At 71.6% G+C, this 21,584-nt stretch carries 19 protein-coding genes and 1 tRNA gene; 15 read left to right on the top strand and 5 right to left on the bottom strand.

Features of this window, described 5'->3' with window-relative positions; all coding sequences use genetic code 11:
- Positions 1–99: 99 nt before the first annotated feature.
- Together BC793_RS52360 and BC793_RS22940 are read right to left on the bottom strand one after the other, a co-directional pair.
- On the bottom strand, positions 100–4,539 hold the full coding sequence (locus BC793_RS52360; protein WP_109595484.1) for a hypothetical protein: 4,440 nt from the start codon (positions 4,537–4,539) through the stop codon (positions 100–102).
- A gap of 144 nt (positions 4,540–4,683) precedes the next feature.
- Positions 4,684–6,339 (bottom strand): copper resistance CopC/CopD family protein, encoded by a 1,656-nt coding sequence (locus BC793_RS22940; RefSeq protein WP_373871250.1) that lies wholly within the window; start codon positions 6,337–6,339, stop codon positions 4,684–4,686.
- Between the two features lie 65 nt (positions 6,340–6,404).
- Between BC793_RS22940 and BC793_RS22935 the strand changes: the two genes are divergently transcribed.
- The 4 genes from BC793_RS22935 (at position 6,405) to BC793_RS22920 (ending at position 9,222) form a co-directional block, all read left to right on the top strand.
- Positions 6,405–6,953, top strand: coding sequence for a sigma-70 family RNA polymerase sigma factor (locus BC793_RS22935; protein ID WP_109595480.1), 549 nt, complete (start codon positions 6,405–6,407; stop codon positions 6,951–6,953).
- Positions 6,954–7,040: 87 nt separating this feature from the next.
- Positions 7,041–7,532: a MauE/DoxX family redox-associated membrane protein gene (locus BC793_RS22930; RefSeq protein WP_239170275.1), complete on the top strand. Its 492-nt coding sequence runs from the start codon at positions 7,041–7,043 to the stop codon at positions 7,530–7,532.
- Positions 7,529–8,251: a DsbA family protein gene (locus tag BC793_RS22925; RefSeq protein ID WP_109595478.1), complete on the top strand. Its 723-nt coding sequence runs from the start codon at positions 7,529–7,531 to the stop codon at positions 8,249–8,251. The genes BC793_RS22930 and BC793_RS22925 overlap by 4 nt, the downstream gene beginning before the upstream one ends.
- Entirely contained in the window at positions 8,248–9,222 is a 975-nt protein-coding gene (locus BC793_RS22920) for a hypothetical protein (protein WP_109595476.1), read from the top strand. The genes BC793_RS22925 and BC793_RS22920 overlap by 4 nt, the downstream gene beginning before the upstream one ends.
- 7 nt (positions 9,223–9,229) lie before the next feature.
- Here the strand turns inward: BC793_RS22920 and BC793_RS22915 are convergent, their stop codons facing one another.
- A complete protein-coding gene (locus tag BC793_RS22915; protein ID WP_109595474.1) occupies positions 9,230–9,601 on the bottom strand; it encodes an Asp23/Gls24 family envelope stress response protein in 372 nt (123 codons plus the stop codon).
- Here BC793_RS22915 and BC793_RS48930 point away from each other — a divergent pair.
- The 5 genes from BC793_RS48930 to BC793_RS22895 all read left to right on the top strand — a co-directional run bounded on the left by BC793_RS48930 (position 9,579) and on the right by BC793_RS22895 (position 11,720).
- Complete coding sequence (locus tag BC793_RS48930; RefSeq protein ID WP_146246392.1) at positions 9,579–9,782, top strand: hypothetical protein; 204 nt, start codon at positions 9,579–9,581, stop codon at positions 9,780–9,782. The genes BC793_RS22915 and BC793_RS48930 overlap by 23 nt on opposite strands.
- A gap of 111 nt (positions 9,783–9,893) precedes the next feature.
- Positions 9,894–10,319: an S-adenosylmethionine decarboxylase family protein gene (locus BC793_RS22910; RefSeq protein WP_109595472.1), complete on the top strand. Its 426-nt coding sequence runs from the start codon at positions 9,894–9,896 to the stop codon at positions 10,317–10,319.
- Positions 10,320–10,339: 20 nt separating this feature from the next.
- Complete coding sequence (gene bcp, locus BC793_RS22905) at positions 10,340–10,816, top strand: thioredoxin-dependent thiol peroxidase (protein ID WP_109595470.1); 477 nt, start codon at positions 10,340–10,342, stop codon at positions 10,814–10,816.
- Between the two features lie 232 nt (positions 10,817–11,048).
- Positions 11,049–11,654: an HNH endonuclease signature motif containing protein gene (locus BC793_RS22900; protein WP_109595468.1), complete on the top strand. Its 606-nt coding sequence runs from the start codon at positions 11,049–11,051 to the stop codon at positions 11,652–11,654.
- Positions 11,645–11,720: transfer RNA gene (locus tag BC793_RS22895), tRNA-Leu, on the top strand. Before BC793_RS22900 ends, BC793_RS22895 begins: the two co-directional genes overlap by 10 nt.
- A 65-nt stretch (positions 11,721–11,785) precedes the next feature.
- Here the strand turns inward: BC793_RS22895 and BC793_RS22890 are convergent.
- Positions 11,786–12,727 (bottom strand): expansin EXLX1 family cellulose-binding protein, encoded by a 942-nt coding sequence (locus tag BC793_RS22890; RefSeq protein WP_239170276.1) that lies wholly within the window; start codon positions 12,725–12,727, stop codon positions 11,786–11,788.
- Positions 12,728–12,770: 43 nt separating this feature from the next.
- The gene (locus BC793_RS22885) at positions 12,771–13,604 is read right to left on the bottom strand and encodes an MOSC domain-containing protein (protein ID WP_109595467.1); all 834 of its coding nucleotides are present in this window, start codon (positions 13,602–13,604) and stop codon (positions 12,771–12,773) included.
- Positions 13,605–13,732: 128 nt separating this feature from the next.
- On the opposite strand from BC793_RS22885, the gene BC793_RS22880 reads away from it, so the two are divergent.
- Genes BC793_RS22880 through hutH form a run of 6 tightly spaced genes read left to right on the top strand, consistent with a single transcriptional unit; the run spans position 13,733 to position 21,516 of the window.
- Entirely contained in the window at positions 13,733–14,578 is an 846-nt protein-coding gene (locus tag BC793_RS22880) for a MurR/RpiR family transcriptional regulator (RefSeq protein WP_109595465.1), read from the top strand.
- A 33-nt stretch (positions 14,579–14,611) separates the two neighbouring features.
- On the top strand, positions 14,612–16,243 hold the full coding sequence (gene hutU / locus BC793_RS22875) for a urocanate hydratase (protein ID WP_109595462.1): 1,632 nt from the start codon (positions 14,612–14,614) through the stop codon (positions 16,241–16,243).
- Complete coding sequence (locus tag BC793_RS22870) at positions 16,240–17,421, top strand: allantoate amidohydrolase (RefSeq protein ID WP_109595460.1); 1,182 nt, start codon at positions 16,240–16,242, stop codon at positions 17,419–17,421. Before hutU ends, BC793_RS22870 begins: the two co-directional genes overlap by 4 nt.
- Positions 17,418–18,755 (top strand): formimidoylglutamate deiminase, encoded by a 1,338-nt coding sequence (locus BC793_RS22865; RefSeq protein WP_109595458.1) that lies wholly within the window; start codon positions 17,418–17,420, stop codon positions 18,753–18,755. The genes BC793_RS22870 and BC793_RS22865 overlap by 4 nt, the downstream gene beginning before the upstream one ends.
- Entirely contained in the window at positions 18,752–19,939 is a 1,188-nt protein-coding gene (gene hutI, locus BC793_RS22860) for an imidazolonepropionase (RefSeq protein WP_109595456.1), read from the top strand. Before BC793_RS22865 ends, hutI begins: the two co-directional genes overlap by 4 nt.
- Positions 19,936–21,516, top strand: a complete 1,581-nt coding sequence (gene hutH / locus BC793_RS22855) for a histidine ammonia-lyase (protein WP_109595454.1) — start codon at positions 19,936–19,938, stop codon at positions 21,514–21,516. Before hutI ends, hutH begins: the two co-directional genes overlap by 4 nt.
- Positions 21,517–21,584: the final 68 nt, after the last annotated feature.

Raw genomic sequence — 21,584 nt, 5'->3', positions numbered from 1 at the left:
GCGGTTTGCCCGGCCCTACGGGGTGGTCGGCTCGGCGGCTTGCGCGACGCCTGTCTCGCCTTGTGGGCGGGCCTTCCCGCCAGCCTTTGGGCTGGCCTCCTAGTCCTGTGGACCGGCCTTCCCAGCGGCTTCCGGGCTGGCCTTCTCATCGTGTGGGCCAGCCTTCCCGCCGACTTCCGGGCTGGCCTTCTCGTCCTGCGGGCCAGCCTTCCCCCCGGCCTCCGGGCTGGCCTTCTCGTCCTGCGGGCCAGCCTTCCCGCCGGCCTCCGGGCTGACCTTCTCGTCCTGCGGGCCAGCCTTCCCGTCGGCTTGCGAGTCCGTGGTCGGAACGGTCGGGGGTTCGCCTTTCGGACGGTTCCGGCCGGCGACCGTCCGCCGACGGCGACGCTCGCCGCCTCCCGCCGCGGCCAGCAGTTCGGCGGCCTCCTCCCGGTAGCTGAGCGGCCGGTTCGCCGGGCCGTCGGCCGTCTCTGCCGGGTTTCCGGTGGTCGCGCCTTCTTCCGGTACGCGCGGAGCAGTTCCGCCACCGGCTCTCCCGGCACGTGCGGCCACCGACTCCGCGGCCTTGATCCAAGCCGCCGGGGCTCGCCGCGCCGCCGGAGCCGGCCGAGCCGGAACCATCTTGCCGTCGGCGCGCTCCTGAGCTCGGGCCAGCAGGTCGTCGCCGCTGCTCCTGCCACCGGTGGCTTTCCGCGGCCGGTTCGTCCCGTCGGCCTTCCCGGCGCCGGCTGCGGCAGTGCCCTTGACCTTGGTAGAGCCTTGCCGCTCGGCAGTGGTCTGCTCCCCGGCAGCGGTCTCCTTCCCGGCAGCGGTCTCCTTCCCGGCAGCGGTCTCCTTCCCAGCAACGGTTTCCTTTTCGGCTGCAGGCCCATTTGAAGCGGTGGTCTCCTTTTCGGCCGCGGTGCCCTTCCCTGCCGCGACCGCGGATTCCCTGGCCGCATCGACCGTCGGCGTCGAGGTGACTCCGTTCGTCATCGCCTCGGGTCCGCCTGAACCGGCTCCCGCCACCGGCGAAATGGTCTCGGCAGGCATCTCGGCCGGGCCACCGGGGTTCTCACCCGCCGTGTTCATTCGCACCTCCGCGACCGGCTTCGGCATGCGGTCGGAGGCTGCGGTCGCAGCTCCGGCCAACGGCGCTGCGGGCAGTTCGGTGACCTTTGAACGCGCCTTCACCTCCGCCGGCACACCGGCGTTCTCGGCCGGGATCGTTTGAGCGGAAGTCGCAGTGCCGCGGGTAGGAACCGGGGACGGCTTCGTCGGCAGAGCGGCCGGGCTCTCCACCTCCACGGCGTGCACCGCATGCCCGCCGGCCTCGGGGTTCACCGCACGCCCGCCCGCCTCGGCGTTCACCACACGCCCGCCGGCCTCGGCGTTCACCAGATGCCCGCCAGTTGCGGCGTTTACGGGACGCTCTTCGATCCCCGGCTTCGCGGCACGCTTATCGGCCTCGGTCTTCAGCGCCTGGTCGCCCTCCTTGGTGGACGGCACCGGGCGGGCCGGGAGGGGAGCGCTGGGTCGCTTGGTGGCGGGCGTGTGCGCTTCCGCGTCGGCGGCGTTGGAAGCCCGCTCCGATGAAGCGCTGTCCTTTTCGGTCGGGGGCTGCTGCTGCGCCGCTGATGTCTGGCCAGGCTTCGGCGGTGCATCGGCGATTGGTCGACCCGAAACCGGCGTCGCTCCTTCCCCGGCGAGGGCCTGTTCCGCTGGAACGGATCCCGGTCCGGTCGCCGCTTCCTCAGCCGGGCGGGAGCCGGCTCGCGACGCCCACAGCGGCCATTCCGGCGGCGAACCGGCGGACACCGCCCCGGCAGCCTCGGCCTGGCGGTCACTCGAGGCCCGCGGGGTTCCTGCGGCCTCGGATTTCTTCTGCTGCGGAGCTTGAATGCCGCCCTTCGCCATGGCCGACGGGCGGCTCTGGGCGGGCTTCGGGGCGGGAGCCGGCTTCGGGGCGGGGTGCGGCATCGGACGGGGTGCGGGGGCCGTGCCGAGCCGGCTGATGCCGGTGGCAGTCCAGTCGGTAGCCGCCGGGCCGGTGTGCAGGGCGATGCGGGTGCCGCGGGGATCCGGGTCGTCTGCCGGGCCGGTTGCGTTCGGCTCCGTCCAGGACTGCGTGGCCGTCGCTTCCTCACCCGCGGAGTGATCTGAAATGGTCATGCCGACGCGGGCAGATGCCTTCTTGTCGGTGCCGGGAACCGGAACGCTCAGACCGCCGATTCGAACACGCTCCTGCTCGGCGTTGGGAGCCGGAGTAGTCGGGGCCTCGCCGCGAACGGGCTCATCCACGGCGGTGCTGGAAGCCGGAGCGGCCGGAGCCTCGCCGATTCGGGCGGGCTCCTCCCCGGCAGTGCTGGAAGCCGGAACGGTCGGGGCCTTGCCGATTCGGGCGGGCTCCTCCCCGGCGGTGCTGGGAGCCGGAGCGGCGGGGGCCTCGCCGATTCGGGCGGGCGGGACGGTCTCGGATGTGACGGCACCGCGGGGTGAGCCGGCGGTCAAGGAGCCACTTGTTCCGGTGGTCGGCAGGGACTCGGCGGCACCGGTGGACTGGACGGTCACGGACTCGCCTGTTCCGGCGGGCGGGACGTCCTTCGAGTCGGTGGCGGGACGGGACGGGGCGGTCGGGCGTACCTCCGTGCCGGTGGCCTTGCCTGTGGGCTTGGTGTTGTCTTCCGTCGATGACGGGGTGCCGGCGGCGGAGGTCTTCGTGGCCTCGGTGGGAGTGTTCCTGGTCGCCGGGGCCGCGGTCTGTGCGGGAACGTCGCCGTTGTCGCGGCGGGGAGGCGCGATCGGGATGTGGACGTTCGTCGGCATGTTGCGGCTGCCGGGTTGGGTGGGCGCGAACTTGCCGGCATTGCGGCGGGCGGCCTCGGCCAGTCGGGCGGCCGCGCGGGCCTCGGTCTGGCGGGCGCGTTCGGGGGCGGTCGCGGCCACCCAGGCGCCGACCGCGGTGGCCTGGAACTGCGGCACCTCGGCCGGAGGCTGCGGGCGACGGCCGCCGCGGCGGTTCGGTACCTGGCCGACCTGGAGGCCGGCGAGGGCGGAGGGTTCGCCGAGCATGCTCAGCGGCTTCCCGGGAGCCGGCGTGCGGGCACCGACCGAACCGGCTACGGTCGTGGCCGCTCCCGCCGAACCGACTCCCGACGTGGCCACTCCCGCCGAACCAACTCCGGACGTGGCCGCTCCCGCCGAACCGACTCCCGACGTGGCCGCTCCCGCCGAACCGGTCTCGGCCGACCCCGCAGCGGGTGAGCCGGCGATAGCCGAACCGGTCGTGGCCGGCCCGGCAGCGGGTGAGCCGGCGATAGCCGAACCGGCCGCAGCCCCGGGAGAACCAGTCACAGCCGAACCGGCCGTGAGAGATCCGGGCGCCGTGGGAGACCCGGACACAGCCGAACCGGTCGTGGGTGACCCGGGCGCAGCCGAGCCGGTCAGGGGAGAGCCGGGCGCGGGCGAGGCGGGCGGGGCCGTCAGAGTCGTGCCGGCGGGCATGGGACGTGAGCCGGTCGCCGGGCCCGCCGGCGGGACGGCCGGGCCGGTGAACGGGCCGGCGGGCGCGCGTCCCGCGGGATATCCGGGGCCGGGCAGGTCCTCGTCGTCGTCGAAGAGGTCGTCGGTGGGCGTACCGCCGGGGGTGGGGTCGAGGGTTGCGGTGGAGAGGGTGACCGGCTCGCCTGCGGGGAGTGCGGCAGGGCGGGTCGCCGGGGCGTTCGGGGGCCAGGCGAACTGCGGGAGTGCCGGCGGGCGGGGGCGCATGTCGGCGAGGGTTCGGGGGCGGTGGGCGCCGCCGCTGCGGGTGCCGGCGAAGTAGGCGACGCCGCCGGGCAGGGGCAGGGGGGCGCCGATGGCGTGCATCAGTTCGGGGACCTGGCTGGGTTCGACGACGTAGACGACCTCGCGGCGGCGGCCCGGCCAGACCAGGACGATCACGCCGGCCATCACCAGCAGGGTGCCGAGGGTGAGCAGGCCCCAGGTGCTGGAGTTGAGCCAGCCGGGACGGACCTCGGCGACGACGGCGAGCCGGAGGACGGCGGCGCCGTCGGGGTTCATCAGGACCAGGCTGTACGGGCGGTCGGTGAGTTCAGCGGGGTTGAGGCTGATCTGACCGGCTCCGCCGGCGGTCCAGAACGGCTGCTGGACGGGTCCTCCGGTGGGGGCGCGCCGGCCGCCGACGCGGGAGGTGGTGACCGGTAGGAGTCCGGTGCCGATGTCGATGGCGTCGATCTGGGTGTGCGGGACGCCGGTCAGGTAGCGGGCCACCTCGTCGGACGGGGCGAGGCCGAGGAAGGCCCGTCCGTCGACGGTGGCCGCGGAGAGCCGTATCCGGGTGTCGCCGATGCGGGCGAACGGGGCGTCGTCGCGCAGGAGGCGGTCGATGTCGGGGATGACGACGGCGTATCCGGGGACGGTGAGCCGTTGCAGCTCTCCGGTGAACGCGCCGCCGGGATCACGATGCTGCATGACCGCCCACAACCCACCACCGCCCAGCAGTGTGGGCAGTCCGATGGTCAGTAACAGCATGCCGAGGATCGTGCGGAACACCCGCATCTTCTCTCCCCCTTCCCGGGCCCTACCTCGCGCACCATACAGACGCAAATAACCCCAAAGTGGTCAAATCAGCACGCGTTCCCCGATAGATGTGAAACGAGGCCCGAACCCCCGCGGGGGCCGGGCCTCGTGGCGCGTGCGAGGTCAGGAGATCTTGGCGGTCATCGTCAGGGTGTCCTGGTCGATCTCGCTGGTCCGGGCGGTGAACTTGAACGTCCAGTCACCCGGCTGCGGCAGCCCGATGTCGCCGATGGCGTGGGAGTCGGTGATCCGCAGCAGCGGGATCTCGATCGCCTCGATCCCCTTGGCCGGCAGCGAGGCGGTCGCCTTCCACTCCACGACCGGCAGCGGCTTGCTGTCGAGCGTGTACGCGTACAGGTGGATCGAGTTGTTGCCGACCGCCGCCGGGAAGATGCTGACCTGGAGCGACATGTTCTTCGTGGTGAGCGTCTCGGCGAGGGTGGTGCTGGTCGGCCCGGTCTCGGAGGCCTGCGCGGTCCGCGGCGGCGGCTCCTGCACGAGGAACGACGTCACACCGAGGATGACCGCGATGATCGCCAGTTCGGCCGCGACGATCCGGCGCAGCGGGCCGGGTGAGTCGTCCTCGGCCCGCCGGCTCACCAGCTTGCGGGAGAAGGCCGCGACACCGATCACCAGCGCCGCCAGGCCGATCTTCGCGAGGATCATCCGCCCGTACGTGCTGTTGATCAGCCCGTCGACGTCGGACACCTCGATCAGCGCCTGCACGACGCCGGCGAGGACCAGCACACCGACCGCGGTCATCGCCCAGCGTGACCAGATCGGCAGGATGGCGCCCAACTCCCGGCCGGTCGCCCGGGGCAGCAGGAAGCCGAGGAGCATCACCAGGCCACCCACCCAGACGGCCATCGCGCCCAGGTGCAGGGCATCGATCACCACCGACACCCCGGCCACCGGCGAAGCGGACGGATGACCGGTCAGAGGCCAGGTCGCGAGGGCAGCCACGCCGAGTACGCCGAGCAGCGCCAGGTCGAGTCGCGACTCGCCGCCACCGGGGCCGTCGAGCAGCGGGCGCAGCAGGAACGCGGCGGCCACCACCACCCCCAGACGGACCAGCATGACCGCCCCGAAGGTGGTGCCGAGCACGTCTCGGATGTCACTCACCGTGACGTCGAACAGGCCGGTTCCCAAGGTGTACGGCGCCTGCAGCCACACGCCGAGCAGCGTGCTGCCGGTGACCAGGCCGATGCCGGTCCAGACCAGCCGGCCGGGTGCCCGCCGGTCCAGCCGGTGCGGCCACAGCAGGGCCAGCACCAGGACCGGGCCGACCAGGAGCACGAGTCCGGCGTACCCCAGATATTTGCCGACCGGGATCAGGGCCTTGACCAGCGGGTCGACCGTGACGTCCGTCTCCGCGCCGTCGCCCGGGGGTGTCGAGGCCGCGCCCACCGAATAGGTGATCGTGCCCGCCACCGGGTGGCTGTCGGCCGAGGTGACCCGGTAGGTGATCAGATACGTCCCGCGGGCACCACCGGAGCGCAGCGGGATCGTCACCTCGGTGCCGTTGACCTCCGGGTCGCCCTGATCGGCGCGGGAACCGTCGGGCGCGAGCACCCGGATCTTGCCGGCGATCAACTGGACCGACTCGCTGAACTTGAGCGTCACGCGATTCGGCGCGTCGGGGACGACGGAGTTCGCGGCCGGGTCGCTGCCCACCAGGGCGGCGTGCGCGCTCGCCGGAGCGGCGGCGAGCATCGACCCGAAGAGTCCGATCAGCAGCCCGACCAGCGCAGTTGTCACCCGGCGTCGGTCCATGGTCATGACTGGCATCCCTGCATGGTTCCAGATCGCCACCCGCGCTGCCGGAGCGCGTACCATGACGCCTCGTGACGGCAGGTGACGCAGAAACGGACGAGACCACCGCGCTGGCCCTGGCCGCCCGCGACGGGGACCGGGCGGCGCAGGCCGCGTTCGTGCGCGCCACCCAGGCGGAGGTCTGGCGGTTCACCGCCGCGCTCGTCGACCCGGGTGCCGCCGACGACCTGACCCAGGAGACGTTCCTGCGGGCCTTCCGGGCTCTGGACACCTTCGCCGGCCGCTCCAGCGTGCGGACCTGGCTGCTCGGCATCGCCCGCCGTGCCTGCGCCGACCACCTGCGCTCGGTGGTGCGCCGGCGGCGGCTCGACACCCGGCTCGCGGCGCAGGCCGCCGTCGAGTCGCCGGCACCCGATCCGGCGCACCGGCTCAGCAGCAACGATCTGCTCAGCCGTCTCAGTGAGGACCGGCGGACGGCGTTTCTCCTGACCCAGGTGCTCGGTTTGTCCTATGCGGAGGCTGCCGAGGTCGAGTCCGTTCCGGTCGGCACCATCCGCTCCCGAGTGGCACGCGCCCGCGACGAACTCATGGACGCGGTGGCACAAGCCAGGGCAAGTTAGGACTTTCTCCTCTGGTCCTGTGAAGTACCTGCGGATCACCATGGTCGGGAACTCCAGTGGAACGGACTCCGACTACCCGAGGTGCCCATGGAAACCTCACCGCAGAGCCGCATGACGGTCGCCTGGCCGTGGATCGCCACGGCGGCCCGGCTCGGTCTCGCCGCGGTCTGGCTGGTCGCCGGTGCCCTCAAGGTCGGCGACCTGGCCGCCTCCGCCCGGGCCGTCAACGCCTACCAGGTGATGCCCTACGACACCGCCGAGGTGGTCGGCGCGGTCCAGCCGTTCCTCGAGATCGCGCTCGGCCTGCTCCTGCTGATCGGCCTGTCGACCCGGCTCACCGCCGCCATCTCGGCGCTGCTCATGGTGATCTTCATCGCCGGCATCGCCTCGGCGTGGGCGCGCGGCCTGCGCATCGACTGCGGATGCTTCAGCACCGGCGGCGAACTGGGCCGGGGCGAGGACACGGCGTACGGCATCGACATCCTGCGCGACCTGGCGTTCCTGGCACTCTCCGGACTCCTGGTGTGGCGCCCCCGCACCAGGTACTCACTCGACGGCATCCTCCTGGGGGAACGATGAGCAGCGGTAAGAACCGTGCCGCCAAGGCACGGCAGATCGTCGCCGAACAGAAGGCGGCCGAACGGCGCCGCACCGTCACCCTCTGGACCTCCGTCGGTGTGGTCCTGGTGCTCTTCGTGGCCGGCCTGATCGGCTACACCGCACTGAGCGGGCAGGACGAGGGCAAGCTCGTCATCCCGAGCACCGCGGTCGACGAGGGCACCGCGTTCGCCGTCGGCACCGGTCCGGTCGTCGTCGACGTCTACGAGGACTTCATGTGCCCGGCCTGCGGCACCTTCGAGGCCGCCAGCGGACCCACCCTCAAGCAGCTCGCCGACTCCGGCAAGATCACCATCCGGTTCCACCCGGTGGCGATCCTCGACCAGTACTCCAACGGCACCGAATACTCCACACGCGCCGCCGCCGCCTCCGCGGCCGCCGCCCAGGAGGGGAAGTTCACCGAACTGCACGACGTCCTCTACGCCAACCGGCCGGAGGAGAACTCCACCGGCCTGAGCGACGCCAGGATCATCGAGCTGGCCGCCTCGGTCGGCCTGACCAGCGACACTTTCGTCACCGCCGTGAACGAGGGAACCTACAAGGCGTGGGCGACCCAGGCGACCGAGACGTTCTCGAAACGGGACTTCACCGGCACCCCGACGATCCTCGTCGCCGGACAGCAGCTCGAGAACCCCACCACCGAACTGCTCACCGAGGCCGTCACCACGGCAGCCGGGTGAGACGGCTCCTCAGCGGCATCCTGGCGGTGGCCGGCGCGATCCTCGTGCCGGCCGGCCCGGCGTCCGCCCACGCCGGCGACACCACCTCGGTCAGCGACTACCGGACCACCGTCACCGGGCTCAGCAACCCCCTCGACGGCCTCACCGTCCGCGTCGTCGAAGGCGGGGCACGACTCGAACTCGGCAACGACAGCGGCCGCACCATCGAGATCCTCGGCTACTCCGGCGAGCCGTACCTCGAGGTACGCCCGGACGGCACCTTCGAGAACGTCAACTCGCCGGCCACCTACATCAACCAGACCCTCGGCGGCGAGACCCCGGTCCCGGCCACCGCCGACCCGACCTCCGCGCCCACCTGGCGCCGCGTCTCCGGCGACACCACCGTCCGCTGGCACGACCAGCGCACCCGCTGGACCGAACCGGCTCCCCCGCCCCAGGTCACCGCCGCGCCCGGCGAGACACACCGCCTGCGCGAATGGGCGGTACCGCTGCGCGACCAGGTGCGCACCTTCGACATCCAGGGCACGCTCGACTACGAACCACCCCCGGCGGCCTGGGCCTGGTGGCTCGGCTCGGCCCTGCTGGGCCTCGCCGTCACTCTTCTCGCCCGGCGGTGGCCCCGGTCCGCGGGCCCGCTCGCGCTCCTCGGTGGCCTGACCACCGGGGGGTACGTCGTGACGAGCGCCCTGGACGGTGCCGGCTGGGCGCCCGTGCCGATCCTCGCCGGACTGCTGGCCTGCGCGGCCGCCTGGCGGCACCCGCCGTTCTACCTGACACTGTCCGGTTTCATCCTGGCCGCGTTCGCCGGGTTCGGCAGCGCCGACGTCTTCTTCGCCGCCGTCGTCCCGTCCGCCGGCCCCACCTGGATCCCCCGGATCGCGGTGGCCTGCGCCATCGGCGTGGGCGCCGGTCTGGCCCTCACCGGCGTCCTGCGCCTCCGCGCCGCCACCCCCGAGCCGGTGGCGGCCTAGCGTCCGGTCAGACGCCGGCGATGTCGTCGACGTTGACGTTGACGGCCAGGACGTTGAGGCCGTAGCCCTGGAGAGCGGAGGTCACCGCCTGCTGGACCGCCGCGGTGACCTCGGCAACCACCCGGCCGGCCTCCAGGACCAGCACCACGGTCACCGTCACGTCGCTGCCGGTCACCTTCGCGGTCACGCCGCGGCTCCCGTCGCCGACCTGGTCCAGGCCGACCTTGTCGAGCACGCTGTTGAAGAAGCGGGCCACGTCACCGCCCAGCTCCGCCACACCCGGCACGGCCTTCGCCGCCGCGACCGTGATCTTCTCGACGACCTCGCTGGAAACCGTGGTGGTGCCCGCCGGGGTCGTGCCGTCCGTCGCCTCGCTCATTGCGCTGATCTCCACTCTCGACGCCTGTGCCGCGCAGCGTACTTCCGGTCGGCTCGCCGGTGCCATCCCGGACGGCGTGAAATTCTCGCGAAGGCTGGCACTCGATGTGCAGAACACGCTGCGGAACGCCGCCGTTTCCGTTCCCGAACGGCATTCGGATCATCCGAAAACCGGTTTCTGAATGGCCTGCGAAACGGAATCCACAGCACTCGATTATTGGCATGAACCATTGCGGACACGGGGCGTGAACAATTGCTAACGTACGGTTATGGCAAATGCTTGAGGAGGAACGATGCTCGACCATTACGGTGACGAACTCACCCTCCGGCTCTCCCGCATAACCGAGACCCGACTCCTCGACGACGACGCGGCCCTCACCCGGTTCATGCGCGACCTCGTCGACCGTATCGGCATGACGGTCCTCGCCGGACCACTCGTCGCCACCGAGAACGGCCCGCCCGAGAAAGCCGGGAAATCAGCCGTCGTCATCCTCGCCGAATCGCACGCCGCGATCCACACCTACCCGCACCTCCGCGAGATCTTCGTCGACATCTTCTCCTGCAAACCGTTCCGCGAAGCGGACGTACTCGACGAATTCCACCGCCTCGTCGGCGACTACGAGATCACCGAACGCACCCTCACCCGCCGCGGCGAGGAATGGCCCCGCGACCTCGCCGCCGCCCGCGAACTGTGGAGCACACAACGAATCCCCGGATGACCCGCACTATCGTCGGTCCCATGACAGACAACGTGCGTCTCAGCGCCGGCGACGCCGCGCCCGACTTCACCCTCCCCACCGACACCGGCGACAGCCTCTCCCTCAAGGACCTGCGCGGGCGCAAGGTCGTGCTGTACGCCTACCCGGCCGCCATGACGCCCGGCTGCACCAAGCAGGCCTGCGACTTCCGCGACTCCCTGGCCTCACTCCAGGCCGCCGGATACGAGGTCGTCGGCATCTCGCCCGACAAGCCCGCCAAACTCGCCAAGTTCCGCGAGAACGACGCGATCACGTTCCCGCTCGTCAGCGACGAGGACAAAAGCGTCCTCATCGCCTACGGCGCCTTCGGCGAGAAGCAGCTGTACGGCAAGACCGTCACCGGCGTCATCCGCTCCACCTTCGTCATCGACGACAACGGCGCGATCGAACACGCCTTCTACAACGTCAAGGCCACCGGCCACGTCGCCAAACTGCGCCGCGACCTGGGTCTCGACTGATCAACCGTCCCACTGACCGAAAAGTCAGCGGAAAAGCCCTAACTCCGGGCAACCCCGGCCGATGGTGAGGACGAACCTCTTCCCCGGCAAGCGGAACCCGGACTCACGGCGGCCGTCATGCGGTACTAACCCGCAAGGCGGCCGCCGTGCGCGTTTCCGGCCACCCCTCGCCGGAACCGTGCGAGCTCCCGCCCACTTGGCTAGCGCCTACTGTCGTAGGTATAGTTGACTCATGTCACCTAGGGCCAAGTACACCACCGAAGTCCTGACCGCCGCAGCCGCGCGATCCGTCAGCGTCGCCGGCGTCCTGCGCGCGCTCGGCATCCGTCAATCCGGCGGTTCACACGCGCACATCAGCCGAAAGATGAAGCGTCTCGGCATCGACACCTCACACTTCACCGGCAAGGCCCACAACCGCGGCGACCGCGGCGTGTGGAACATGCCGCCCCATCAACGCCTCGTACGACTCCCGGAGGGGTCGCGCCGCATCCCCGGGAAGCGGTTACGCATTGCGCTGCTCCGCATCGGCCTGCCCGAACACTGTGAGAAATGCGGGTGCGGCACCCAATGGAACGGACGTCCCCTCACATTGCACGTCGACCACATCAACGGGGACTTCCTGGACAACCGTCCACGCAACCTGCGCTTCCTCTGCCCCAACTGCCATAGCCAGACGGCCACCTATGCGGGCACGAAGCGGATACCGGGCCAAGACGACGAGGAGGTCATCTACGACGACGACGCGGTCACCCCGATCGGGATTCCCCTGGGACGACGTCTCCCGCCTCCACAAGATTGCCGACCGGATGTGTACATTAATGCCGTCGGGGGGCCGTAGCCCAATTTGGCAGCAGGCACACGGTTTAGGTCCGTGACAGTGCGGGTTCGAGTCCCGTCGGCCCTACGAGAGCGACGGGTCGCCCACTCGGCTATACGCCAGGCGGGCGACCCGTCGGTGTATCCGCTGCGTCAGCAGGTGGCGGCGGCCGGCTCGGCGGCGGCCAGGTCGACCAAGGGCTGGTCGGTGGCGGGGGCCGTGGTGCCGGGAGCCGTGGTGGCTTCCAGGAGCGGGGCGACGGTGGTCGCCGACGCCGACGGGGCTGCCGACTTCGCGGTCTTGGCGGGGGCGGACGTGGTGGCCTTCGCGCTGGGGGTGGCGGCCTTCTCGGCGGCGGTGACCGTGGAGGAGCCGCCGGTCATGCGGGTGCCGGTCTTCTGGACGGTGCCGGGTGACATCTTGATGCCGGTCACGGTGGCCGTGTTGCCGTACACGTCGGTGATTTTGATCTTGAAGGGTCCGGGGCCTGCTCCGGCGTCGATGAGCCAGTAGTTGTAGTCGGTGCGGTAGGCGGTCTTGAAACCGCCGCCGCCGGCCACCTGGACCTTCGAGAGCAGGTTGCCGTAGTTGTCGAGGCGGGCCGCGAACCAGTACTGGGAGGCGCCCTCCTTGATCCGCACGCTGATCGGCGCGGGGGTGGAGGGGTTCGTCACCAGCTTGTACTTGATCGGGATGATGCCGTCGATCTCGGTGCCGATCTTCTTGAACGCGGTGCGGCTCAGGTCGATGTGGCCGGCGGGGCATTCGGGGCAGGAGTCGAAGACCTTGACGCGCACCTTGCCCTTGGGGCCGGTGACGTCGAGGTAGGCGCCGCAGGAGGCGCCTTCGGAGTATTCCGAGGGGCCGAGGGCGACGTAGAGGTCGTCGGCGGGGACCTCGAGGGAGCAGTTGCCGGAGGTGCCGGCGAGGTCGTAGAAGGTGGCCTTGCCGCTTTTCTGGGTGGTGCCCGGTGGGGCGGCGCAGGCGGCTCCGCTGTCGTGCAGGAGCATGGCGACGCCGAGGATGCCGGCGAGGACGGCTGCGCCGCCGGCGGCGAGCCATCGGGAACTGAACCGGGATCGATGAGCACTCACGATTCGGCATCCTGGTCGCCCGATGGGGGTGGGGGCAAATCTTCTAAGACACTCCTAAGGCGCCGTCACTCTGCACGGTGACCTGGTCACCCACGCGGAGGCGGCCGGTCTGTCCGGCGGTGAGGTCGGGGATGAGGTTGACGGCGAAGTGGAGGCCGTCGCCGAAGCGGCGGTGGCGGCCGAGGACGTGCAGGGGTTGTCGTCCGGTTTCGCCGGTTTCCTGGTCGATGGTGGTGACGCGGCAGCGGCCGCAGGGTTTGGCGACGCGGAAGGTGAGGTCGCCGATCCGGAGCCGGTGGCCGAGCCAGTCGTCCTCGGCCCAGGCGGGTGCGCCGGTGACGACGAGGTTGGGGCGGAATCGGTGGATGGGGACGGGGTCGTCGCCGGTTTCGGTGAGCCAGTCGTTGACGGCGTCGAGGGAGGCGGTGTTGGCGAGCAGGACGGGGTAGCCGTCGGCGAGGCTGACGCTGTCGTCGGGCCCGGCGTGGTCGGCGATGGTGCGGGTGGTGGGGTCGGCCTGCCAGACGAGGCGGGCGTCGCGGTCGAGGAAGGCGGTCACCCAGGTGGTGTCGGCGATGCGGGCGGGGACGGGTGTCTTGCTCCGGAAGATCCGGACGTGGATCTCGGGTCCGCCGGCGGGTTCGGGCAGGTCGATGTCGGGCATGCCGGGTGCGCTGAGGCGGAGGCCGCCGGGGTGGGGGCGGGCGGTGAGCCCGGTGAGGGCGGTGGTTTCACGCTGGGTGATGCCGACACCGTCGGCGTCGACGATCATCCAGCGGCGGTCGGTGGCCAGGCCCCACGGCTCGACGGCGGCTTCGTCGTGGTCAAGGCGGTGACAGCCTTTGACCGGGTACGTGTGGAGCGAGGTGATCCGCATGTGGTCAGCCTGCCACAGTGACGTTCCGTCGTGACTTGGCCGTTGTCGGCCGATGCGGGGTGTGCGGCCGGGTGTTGAACAGACGTGAAGTCTGGTTTTCTGAAAGATATTATGCATAAGCTGCTGGGGTGAATGACGGAGCGGTCAAAGCAGCCGGGCGGGTGCTCGATCTCTTCCAGGGCGCGCGCCTCACCCCCACCCAGCGGCGCATCGCGCACAGCCTGGTGGAGCATGCGGCGAAGGCGGCCTACCTGTCCGCGGCCGAGGTGGCCGAGCTGGCCGGGGTGAGCCAGCCGTCGGTGACCCGGTTCGCGATGGCGCTGGGCTACTCCGGCTATCCGGCGTTGCGGCGGGAGCTGCGCGCGCTCACCGACGACGCGCCGGCCGAGCCGGCGGCGCGCAACGCGATGCAGCGGGCGGTGCATGCGGAGACCGAGCACCTGCGGCGGCTCGAGGAGCAACTGCACGACCCCGAGGATGTACGCAAGGCGGCGGCGCTGCTGATCGGAAGCCGTCCCCTGCCGGTCCTGGGCCTGCGGGCCGCGGCACCGCTGGCGGCGTACTTCGGGTATTTCGCCGCCAAGGTCTTCGGTGGGGTGCGGGTGCTCGACGGCGGTGGGACGAGCCTGCTGGACCGGCTCGATCAGGCCCGCGCGGACGGCGCCGGTGCGATGCTGGCCATCGTGCTCCCCCGCTATCCGCGCGAGTCGGTGGAGGCCGTCCGCGAGGCACGGGCGGCCGGGCTGTCGGTGGTCGCGATCACCGATTCGGCGGTCAGCCCGGTGGCCGAGCACGCCGACGTGGTGCTGCCCGCCGCGGTGGGTACGCAGCTCGTCTTCGACCTGCACACCGGCCCGATGGCGATGGCCATGGTGCTGTTGCAGGCGATGTGCGACGCGGCTCCGGAACCGGTGCAGCGGCGGCTCGAGGAGTTCGAGGCCACCGCGGCCCGCCGGCACATCTTCCTGGCCTGAGGCACTTTTCCCGGCGTGAAAGAGGAGACGACGATGTCCGAGATCCGGGCGCCGCGCGGTACGGCGTACACCGCCCAGGGTTGGCCGCAGGAGGCCGCCAAGCGGATGCTGATGAACAACCTCGACCCGGAGGTGGCCGAGAGGCCGCAGGACCTGGTGGTCTACGGCGGGACGGGTAAGGCCGCCCGGGACTGGCCGTCGTTCCACGCGATCGTGCGTGAGCTGGACGAGCTGAAGGGTGACGAGACGCTGCTCGTGCAGTCCGGCAAGCCGGTCGGTGTGCTGCGCACCCACGAGTGGGCGCCGCGGGTGCTGATCGCGAACTCGAATCTGGTCGGTGACTGGGCGACGTGGCCGGAGTTCCGCCGGCTGGAGCAGCTGGGCCTGACCATGTACGGCCAGATGACCGCCGGCTCGTGGATCTACATCGGTACGCAGGGCATCCTCCAGGGCACCTATGAGACGTTCGCCGCGGTGGCCGCCAAGAAGTACGGCGGTGACCTGGCCGGAACGTTGACGCTGACCGGTGGCTGCGGTGGCATGGGCGGTGCGCAGCCGCTGGCGGTGACCATGAACGGTGGCGTCTGCCTGATCGTGGACGTGGACCGCACCCGGTTGCGGCGCCGTGTCGACACCCGCTATCTGGATGTGGTCGCCGATTCGCTCGACGAGGCGGTGTCGGTCGCGCTGACGGCCAAGGCGGAGCGCCGGGCACTGTCCGTCGGTGTGGTGGGCAACGCCGCCGAGGTTTTTCCGGAGCTGCTGGCGCGGGGTGTCGCCATCGACATCGTCACCGATCAGACCAGCGCGCACGACCCGCTCAGTTATCTGCCGGCCGGCGTCGAACTGGACGACATGGCCGAGTACGCGCGGACCAAGCCGGAGGAGTTCACCGACCGGTCCCGGGTGAGCATGGCCCGGCAGGTCGAGGCGATGGTCGGGTTCCAGGACGCCGGTGCGGAGGTGTTCGACTACGGCAACTCGATCCGCGGTGAGGCGAAACTTGCCGGGTACGAGCGGGCCTTCGACTTCCCCGGGTTCGTGCCGGCGTACATCCGGCCGTTGTTCGCCGAGGGCAGGGGCCCGTTCCGGTGGGCGGCGCTCTCCGGTGACCCGGCCGACATCGCCGCCACCGACCGGGCCGTGCTGGAGCTGTTCCCGGACAACGACCCGCTGGCCCGGTGGATCCGGATGGCCGGGGAACGGGTCGCGTTCCAGGGGTTGCCGTCGCGGATCTGCTGGCTCGGTTACGGCGAGCGGGACAGGGCCGGGGTGCGTTTCAACGACATGGTGGCGCGGGGTGAGGTGAGCGCGCCGATCGTGATCGGGCGTGACCATCTGGATGCCGGGTCGGTGGCGTCGCCGTACCGGGAGACCGAGGCGATGCTCGACGGCTCCGACGCGATCGCCGACTGGCCGCTGCTGAACGCGCTGGTCAACACCGCTTCCGGGGCCAGCTGGGTGTCGATTCACCATGGTGGCGGGGTGGGGATCGGGCGCAGCATCCACGCCGGGCAGGTGTGTGTGGCCGACGGCACCGCGCTGGCCGGGCAGAAGATCGAGCGGGTCCTGACCAACGATCCGGCGATGGGTGTGCTGCGGCACGTGGACGCCGGGTACGAGTCGCACTCGGCCGGCGGCGTGCAGATCCCGATGGCGCGATGAGCGGGTTCGCCGGGCTGTGGGCCGAGATCGCGCCGATCGGGCGGGCGGACGGCGGTGGTTATCTGCGGTTCGCGCTGACCGAACCGGAGCTGGCGCTGCGCGACTGGTTCCGGGGGCAGGCGGCGCGGCGGGACATGACGGTCACCGAGGACGGGAACGGCAACCTGTTCGCGTGGCGGGGTGAGCCGTGGGCGCCGGGGACCGTGCTGACCGGCTCGCATTTCGACTCGGTGCCGCACGGGGGCGGGTACGACGGGCCGCTGGGGATCGTGAGCGCGTTCCTCGCCGTCGACCGGGTGCCGGCGGACCGGCCGATCGGCATCGCGGCGTTCGTCGAGGAGGAGGGTGCGCGTTTCGGCGTACCGTGCCTGGGGTCCCGGCTGTTGACCGGGGTCATGGATCCGTCGCGGGCCGCGGCTCTGACGGATCGCGACGGTATCTCCTTCGCTGAGGCGCTCGGTGCGGTGCCGGCCGGGCGGGATGCGCGGATCGGGCAGATCGCCGCCGTTGTCGAGTTGCACATCGAGCAGGGTGTCGCCCTGTCGGCGCCGGTCGGGGTGGCCAGTGCGATCTGGCCGCACGGCCGCTGGCGGATGGACTTCACGGGCGTCGGTGATCATGCCGGCACCACCCGGATGACCGACCGGCGCGACCCGATGCTGACCTTCGCGTTCACGGTGCTGACCGCGAACAAGGAGGCCCGGCTGTCCGGGGCGCACGCCACCGTCGGGCGGGTCCAAGCCGAACCGAACGCCACAAACGCCATCCCGTCACTGGTCCGCGGGTGGCTCGACGCCCGGGCCGCCGACACCGCCACCCTCGACCATCTCGTCGACACGGTGGTGAAGACGGCGACCGAGCGGGCCGGCCGGGACGGCACCCAGCTCGTGGTCACCCCCGAGTCGGTGACCGCGGAGGTGTCCTTCGACACGGCGCTCGCGTCCCGTCTGAGCGCACTGCTCGACGGGGCGCCGATCCTGCCCACCGGGGCCGGGCACGACGCCGGGGTGCTGTCCGCGCAGGTGCCGACCGCGATGCTGTTCGTCCGCAACCCGACCGGGGTGTCGCACTCCCCCGCCGAACACGCCTCCGACGCCGACTGTGAAGCCGGCGTCGAGGCTCTGGCGCGGGTGCTGGCGGACCTGACGCGGACCACGCCCGCGAACGGCCCGTCATGAGGACGGTGTTCCATGCGCGGCACGCGTGGATCGGTGACGGGGTGGCCGAGGACGTGCGGATCGAGATCGAGGACGGCCGGTTCACCGCGGTCACGCCCGGGTCGCCGGCCGAGGGCGAGCCGCTGCCCGGCCTGGTGCTGCCCGGCCTCGCGAACGCACACTCGCACGCCTTCCACCGGGCGCTGCGCGGCCGTACGCACAGCGGCCGGGGCAGCTTCTGGACGTGGCGGGAACAGATGTACGCGGTCGCCGCGACCCTCGACCCGGACGGCTACCTGACGCTGGCGCGGGCGGTCTACGCCGAGATGGCGCTGGCCGGGATCACCTGCGTCGGCGAGTTCCACTATCTGCACCACGCGCCGGGCGGGGTCCGTTACGCCGACCCGAACGCGATGGGCGCCGCGCTGATCCAGGCCGCCGACGAGGCCGGGATCCGGATCACCCTGCTCGACACGCTCTACCTCACCGGCGGGGTGGACGGCACGCCCCTGGAGGGTGTCCAGAAACGGTTCGGTGACGGCGACGCCGCGGCGTGGGCCTCCCGCGTGGCCGGGCTCCGTGGGGGGTCGCATTCGCTCATCGGGGCAGCGATCCATTCGGTACGGGCGGTGCCCGCCGACCAGTTGGCCGAGCTGTCCGGTCGCGGGCCGCTGCACGTGCACCTCTCCGAGCAGCGGGCCGAGAACGAACAGTGCCGGGCCGTGCACGGCTGCACCCCGACCGAGCTGCTCGAACGGCACGGTGTCCTGGGGCCGGGCACGACCGCCGTACACGCCACCCACCTCACCGACGGTGACATCACCCTGCTCGGCGACAGTGGCACCGGCGTCTGTTTCTGCCCCACCACCGAACGGGACCTGGCCGACGGCATCGGCCCGGCCCGGCGGCTCGCCGACGCGCACGTGCCGCTCAGCCTCGGCAGCGACAGTCATGCGGTGATCGACCCGTTCGAGGAGATCCGCGGACTGGAGATGAACGAACGGCTGGCCAGCGAAAGCCGCGGCCATTTCACGGCCGCGTCGCTGGTCACGGCGGCGGCCGGTCATGCGGCCCTCGGCTGGGACGATGCGGGGGCCATCGCGCCCGGCATGCGGGCCGACCTGGTGGCGATCTCCCTTTCCAGCGTACGGACCATCGGCGCCCGCCCGTCGCAGGCGATCCTCGCCGCCACCGCCGCCGACGTCACCCACGTGATCTCCGGCGGCCGGCGGATCGTCGCCGACGGGGTCCACACGCTGGTCGACGTGCCCCGCGAACTGGCGCTCGCCCTCGCCCACCCGCCCGTCTCCGGGGCGTCGGGCTTCGGGTCACCGCAACCGGAGGAGGCGTCGTGAGCGTGCTCGTCACCAACATCGGAGAACTGGTCACCAACAGTGACCGCCGTCTGGGGCTGGCCCGGGACATGGCGGTCGTGACCGAGAACGACCGGATCGCCTGGGTCGGCCCGGCCGGCCGGGCACCCGCCGCCGACTCCGTCCTCGACGTCGACGGTGCCGCGGTGCTGCCCGGTTTCGTCGACAGCCACGCCCACCTCGCCTTCGCCGGGGACCGGGCGGCGGAGTTCGCGGCCCGGATGGCCGGCGAGCCGTACACCGGCGGCGGCATCCGCACCACCGTCGGCGCGACCCGCGCGGCCTCGGACGCCGACCTGCGCCGTAACGTCACCCGGCTGGTCACCGAGATGCGGCGGCAGGGCACCACCACCGTCGAGATCAAGAGCGGGTACGGCCTGAACGTCGACGACGAGGCCCGCTCGCTGCGGATCGCCGCCGAACTGACCAGCGAGACCACGTTCCTCGGCGCGCATGTGGTGCCCGCCGAACACGCCGGCGACCCGTGGAAGTACGTCGGCCTGGTCACCGGCCCGATGCTGGCCGCCGCCCGCCCGTACGCCCGGTGGATCGACGTCTTCTGCGAACGCGGCGCCTTCGACGAGGACCAGTCCCGCACGATCCTCGCCGCCGGGCAGGCCGCCGGACTCGGCCTGCGGGTGCACGGCAACCAGCTCGGCCCCGGCCCCGGGGTGCGGCTCGCCGTCGAGATGGGCGCGGCCAGCGTCGACCACTGCACCCACCTCGACGACGCCGACGTGGACGCGCTCGCCTCGACCGCGATGGACTGCATGTGCGCCGAGGGCGGGCACTCCACCACGGTCGCCACGTTGCTGCCGGGTGCCGAGTTCTCCACCCGCTCGCCGTACCCGGACGCGCGGCGGCTCCTCGACGCCGGGGTCACCGTCGCACTGGCGACCGACTGCAACCCCGGGTCGTCGTACACCTCCTCGATGCCGTTCTGCATCGCCCTCGCCGTCCGCGAGATGCGGATGACCCCGGCCGAGGCGGTGTGGGCGGCGACCGCCGGCGGCGCGCACGCGCTGCGCCGCGGCGACGTCGGCCGGATCACCGTCGGCGCCCGCGCCGACCTGATCGTCCTCGACGCGCCGTCCCACCTGCACCTGGCCTACCGGCCCGGTGTCCCCCTCATCCGTTCCGTACTGCACAACGGAGTGCTCCAATGATCGTCACCGTCCAATCCACCGGCGTCTCCGCGGCCGACGTCATCGCCGTCGCCCGCTCGGGTGCCTCCGTCTCCTCCGCCGCCGACCTCGGCACGACCCGCGGCGACGTCCGCGTCGAGATCTCCCCCGAAGCCGTCGAGGCGATGGCCCGGAGCCGGGCGATCGTCGACGGCATCGAGGCGTCCGGGCGTCCCGTCTACGGCGTCTCCACCGGGTTCGGTGCCCTGGCCAGCACCTCCATCGAACCGGCCCGCCGAGCCGAACTGCAGCACGCACTGATCCGGTCGCACGCCGCCGGCATCGGTGCACCCATGCCCCGCGAAGTGGTCCGGGCGATGATGCTGCTGCGGGTCCGGTCGCTGGCGCTCGGCCGCTCCGGGGTCCGGCCGGTCCTCGCCCAGGGCCTCGTCGACCTGCTCAACCACGACATCACACCGTGGGTGCCGGAACACGGGTCGCTCGGCGCGTCCGGTGACCTGGCACCGCTGGCCCACTGCGCGCTCGTGCTGCTCGGCGAAGGCTGGGTGCTCGCCAAGGACGGCTCCCGCATCGCCGGCGCCGAAGCGCTGCGCGCCGCCGGCCTCAGCGCTCTCGACCTGGCCGCCAAGGAGGGGCTGGCGCTGATCAACGGCACCGACGGCATGCTCGGCATGCTGCTGCTGGCGATCGCCGACGCCCGCCACCTGTTCACCATGGCCGACGTGACCGCGGCCCTGGCCATCGAGGCGATGCTCGGATCGGACCGCCCGTTCCTGCCCGAACTGCACGACATCCGGCCGCACCCCGGCCAGGCCGCCTCGGCCGCCAACATCCACCGGCTGCTCCAGGGCTCAGCGATCATGGATTCGCACCGCGACGACCTGGCGCACGCGGTCCAGGACGCATACTCCATGCGCTGCGCCCCCCAGGTGGCCGGCGCCGCCCGGGACACTCTCGACTTCGTCAACACGACCAGCGAGCGTGAACTCGTGTCGGTGGTGGACAACCCGGTCGTGCTGCCGGACGGTCGGGTCGAGTCGACCGGCAACTTCCACGGGGCGCCACTCGGTTTCGCCGCCGATTTCCTGGCCATCGCCGCCGCCGAGGTCGGTGCCATCGCCGAACGCCGGGTCGACCGGCTCCTCGACGTCACCCGCTCCCGCGAACTGCCGCCCTTCCTGTCGCCGGACGCCGGCGTCAACTCGGGGCTGATGATCGCCCAGTACACTGCTGCCGGGATCGTCGCCGAGAACCGGCGCCTCGCCTCACCGGCCTCGGTGGACTCACTGCCGACCAGCGGCATGCAGGAGGACCACGTGTCGATGGGCTGGGCCGCGGCCAAGAAGCTGCGTACCGTCCTGGACAACCTCACCAGCCTCCTCGCTGTCGAACTGCTCTCGGCCGTCCGCGGTCTCCAACTGCGGGCCCCGCTGACACCGTCGGCCGCGGGGGTGGCCGCGCTGGCCGCGGTCACCCCGTTCGCCGGCGCACCCGGGCCGGACATCTTCCTGGCGCCGGTCCTGGAACAGGCCCGTTCCGTCGTGGCCGGACCGTCGCTGCGGGCGGAGATCGAGGCGGAGATCGGCACCCTTCGCTGACCTGTGGCTCTCCGCCGGTCGTTGGCGCGGCCGGCGTTGCCGCCGGGCCACCCCCGGCCCGGTGCCAG

The sequence above is a fragment of the Actinoplanes xinjiangensis genome, from assembly GCF_003148685.1.
Taxonomy (GTDB): Bacteria; Actinomycetota; Actinomycetes; order Mycobacteriales; family Micromonosporaceae; genus Actinoplanes; species Actinoplanes xinjiangensis.
This window is presented reverse-complemented; position numbering and strand designations above follow the sequence as displayed.

Excerpts from the sequence above, each read along its gene's own strand:
- bcp (WP_109595470.1), top strand. The coding sequence starts at position 10,340 with ATGACAGACAACGTGCGTCTCAGCGCCGGCGACGCCGCGCCCGACTTC.
- BC793_RS22885 (WP_109595467.1), bottom strand. The coding sequence starts at position 13,604 with ATGCGGATCACCTCGCTCCACACGTACCCGGTCAAAGGCTGTCACCGC.
- BC793_RS22930 (WP_239170275.1), top strand. The coding sequence starts at position 7,041 with ATGGAAACCTCACCGCAGAGCCGCATGACGGTCGCCTGGCCGTGGATC.
- BC793_RS22900 (WP_109595468.1), top strand. The coding sequence starts at position 11,049 with ATGTCACCTAGGGCCAAGTACACCACCGAAGTCCTGACCGCCGCAGCC.
- BC793_RS22915 (WP_109595474.1), bottom strand. The coding sequence starts at position 9,601 with ATGAGCGAGGCGACGGACGGCACGACCCCGGCGGGCACCACCACGGTT.
- hutU (WP_109595462.1), top strand. The coding sequence starts at position 14,612 with ATGTCCGAGATCCGGGCGCCGCGCGGTACGGCGTACACCGCCCAGGGT.
- BC793_RS22925 (WP_109595478.1), top strand. The coding sequence starts at position 7,529 with ATGAGCAGCGGTAAGAACCGTGCCGCCAAGGCACGGCAGATCGTCGCC.
- hutH (WP_109595454.1), top strand. The coding sequence starts at position 19,936 with ATGATCGTCACCGTCCAATCCACCGGCGTCTCCGCGGCCGACGTCATC.
- BC793_RS22870 (WP_109595460.1), top strand. The coding sequence starts at position 16,240 with ATGAGCGGGTTCGCCGGGCTGTGGGCCGAGATCGCGCCGATCGGGCGG.
- BC793_RS22910 (WP_109595472.1), top strand. The coding sequence starts at position 9,894 with ATGCTCGACCATTACGGTGACGAACTCACCCTCCGGCTCTCCCGCATA.
- BC793_RS22940 (WP_373871250.1), bottom strand. The coding sequence starts at position 6,339 with ATGACCATGGACCGACGCCGGGTGACAACTGCGCTGGTCGGGCTGCTG.
- BC793_RS22865 (WP_109595458.1), top strand. The coding sequence starts at position 17,418 with ATGAGGACGGTGTTCCATGCGCGGCACGCGTGGATCGGTGACGGGGTG.
- BC793_RS52360 (WP_109595484.1), bottom strand. The coding sequence starts at position 4,539 with ATGCGGGTGTTCCGCACGATCCTCGGCATGCTGTTACTGACCATCGGA.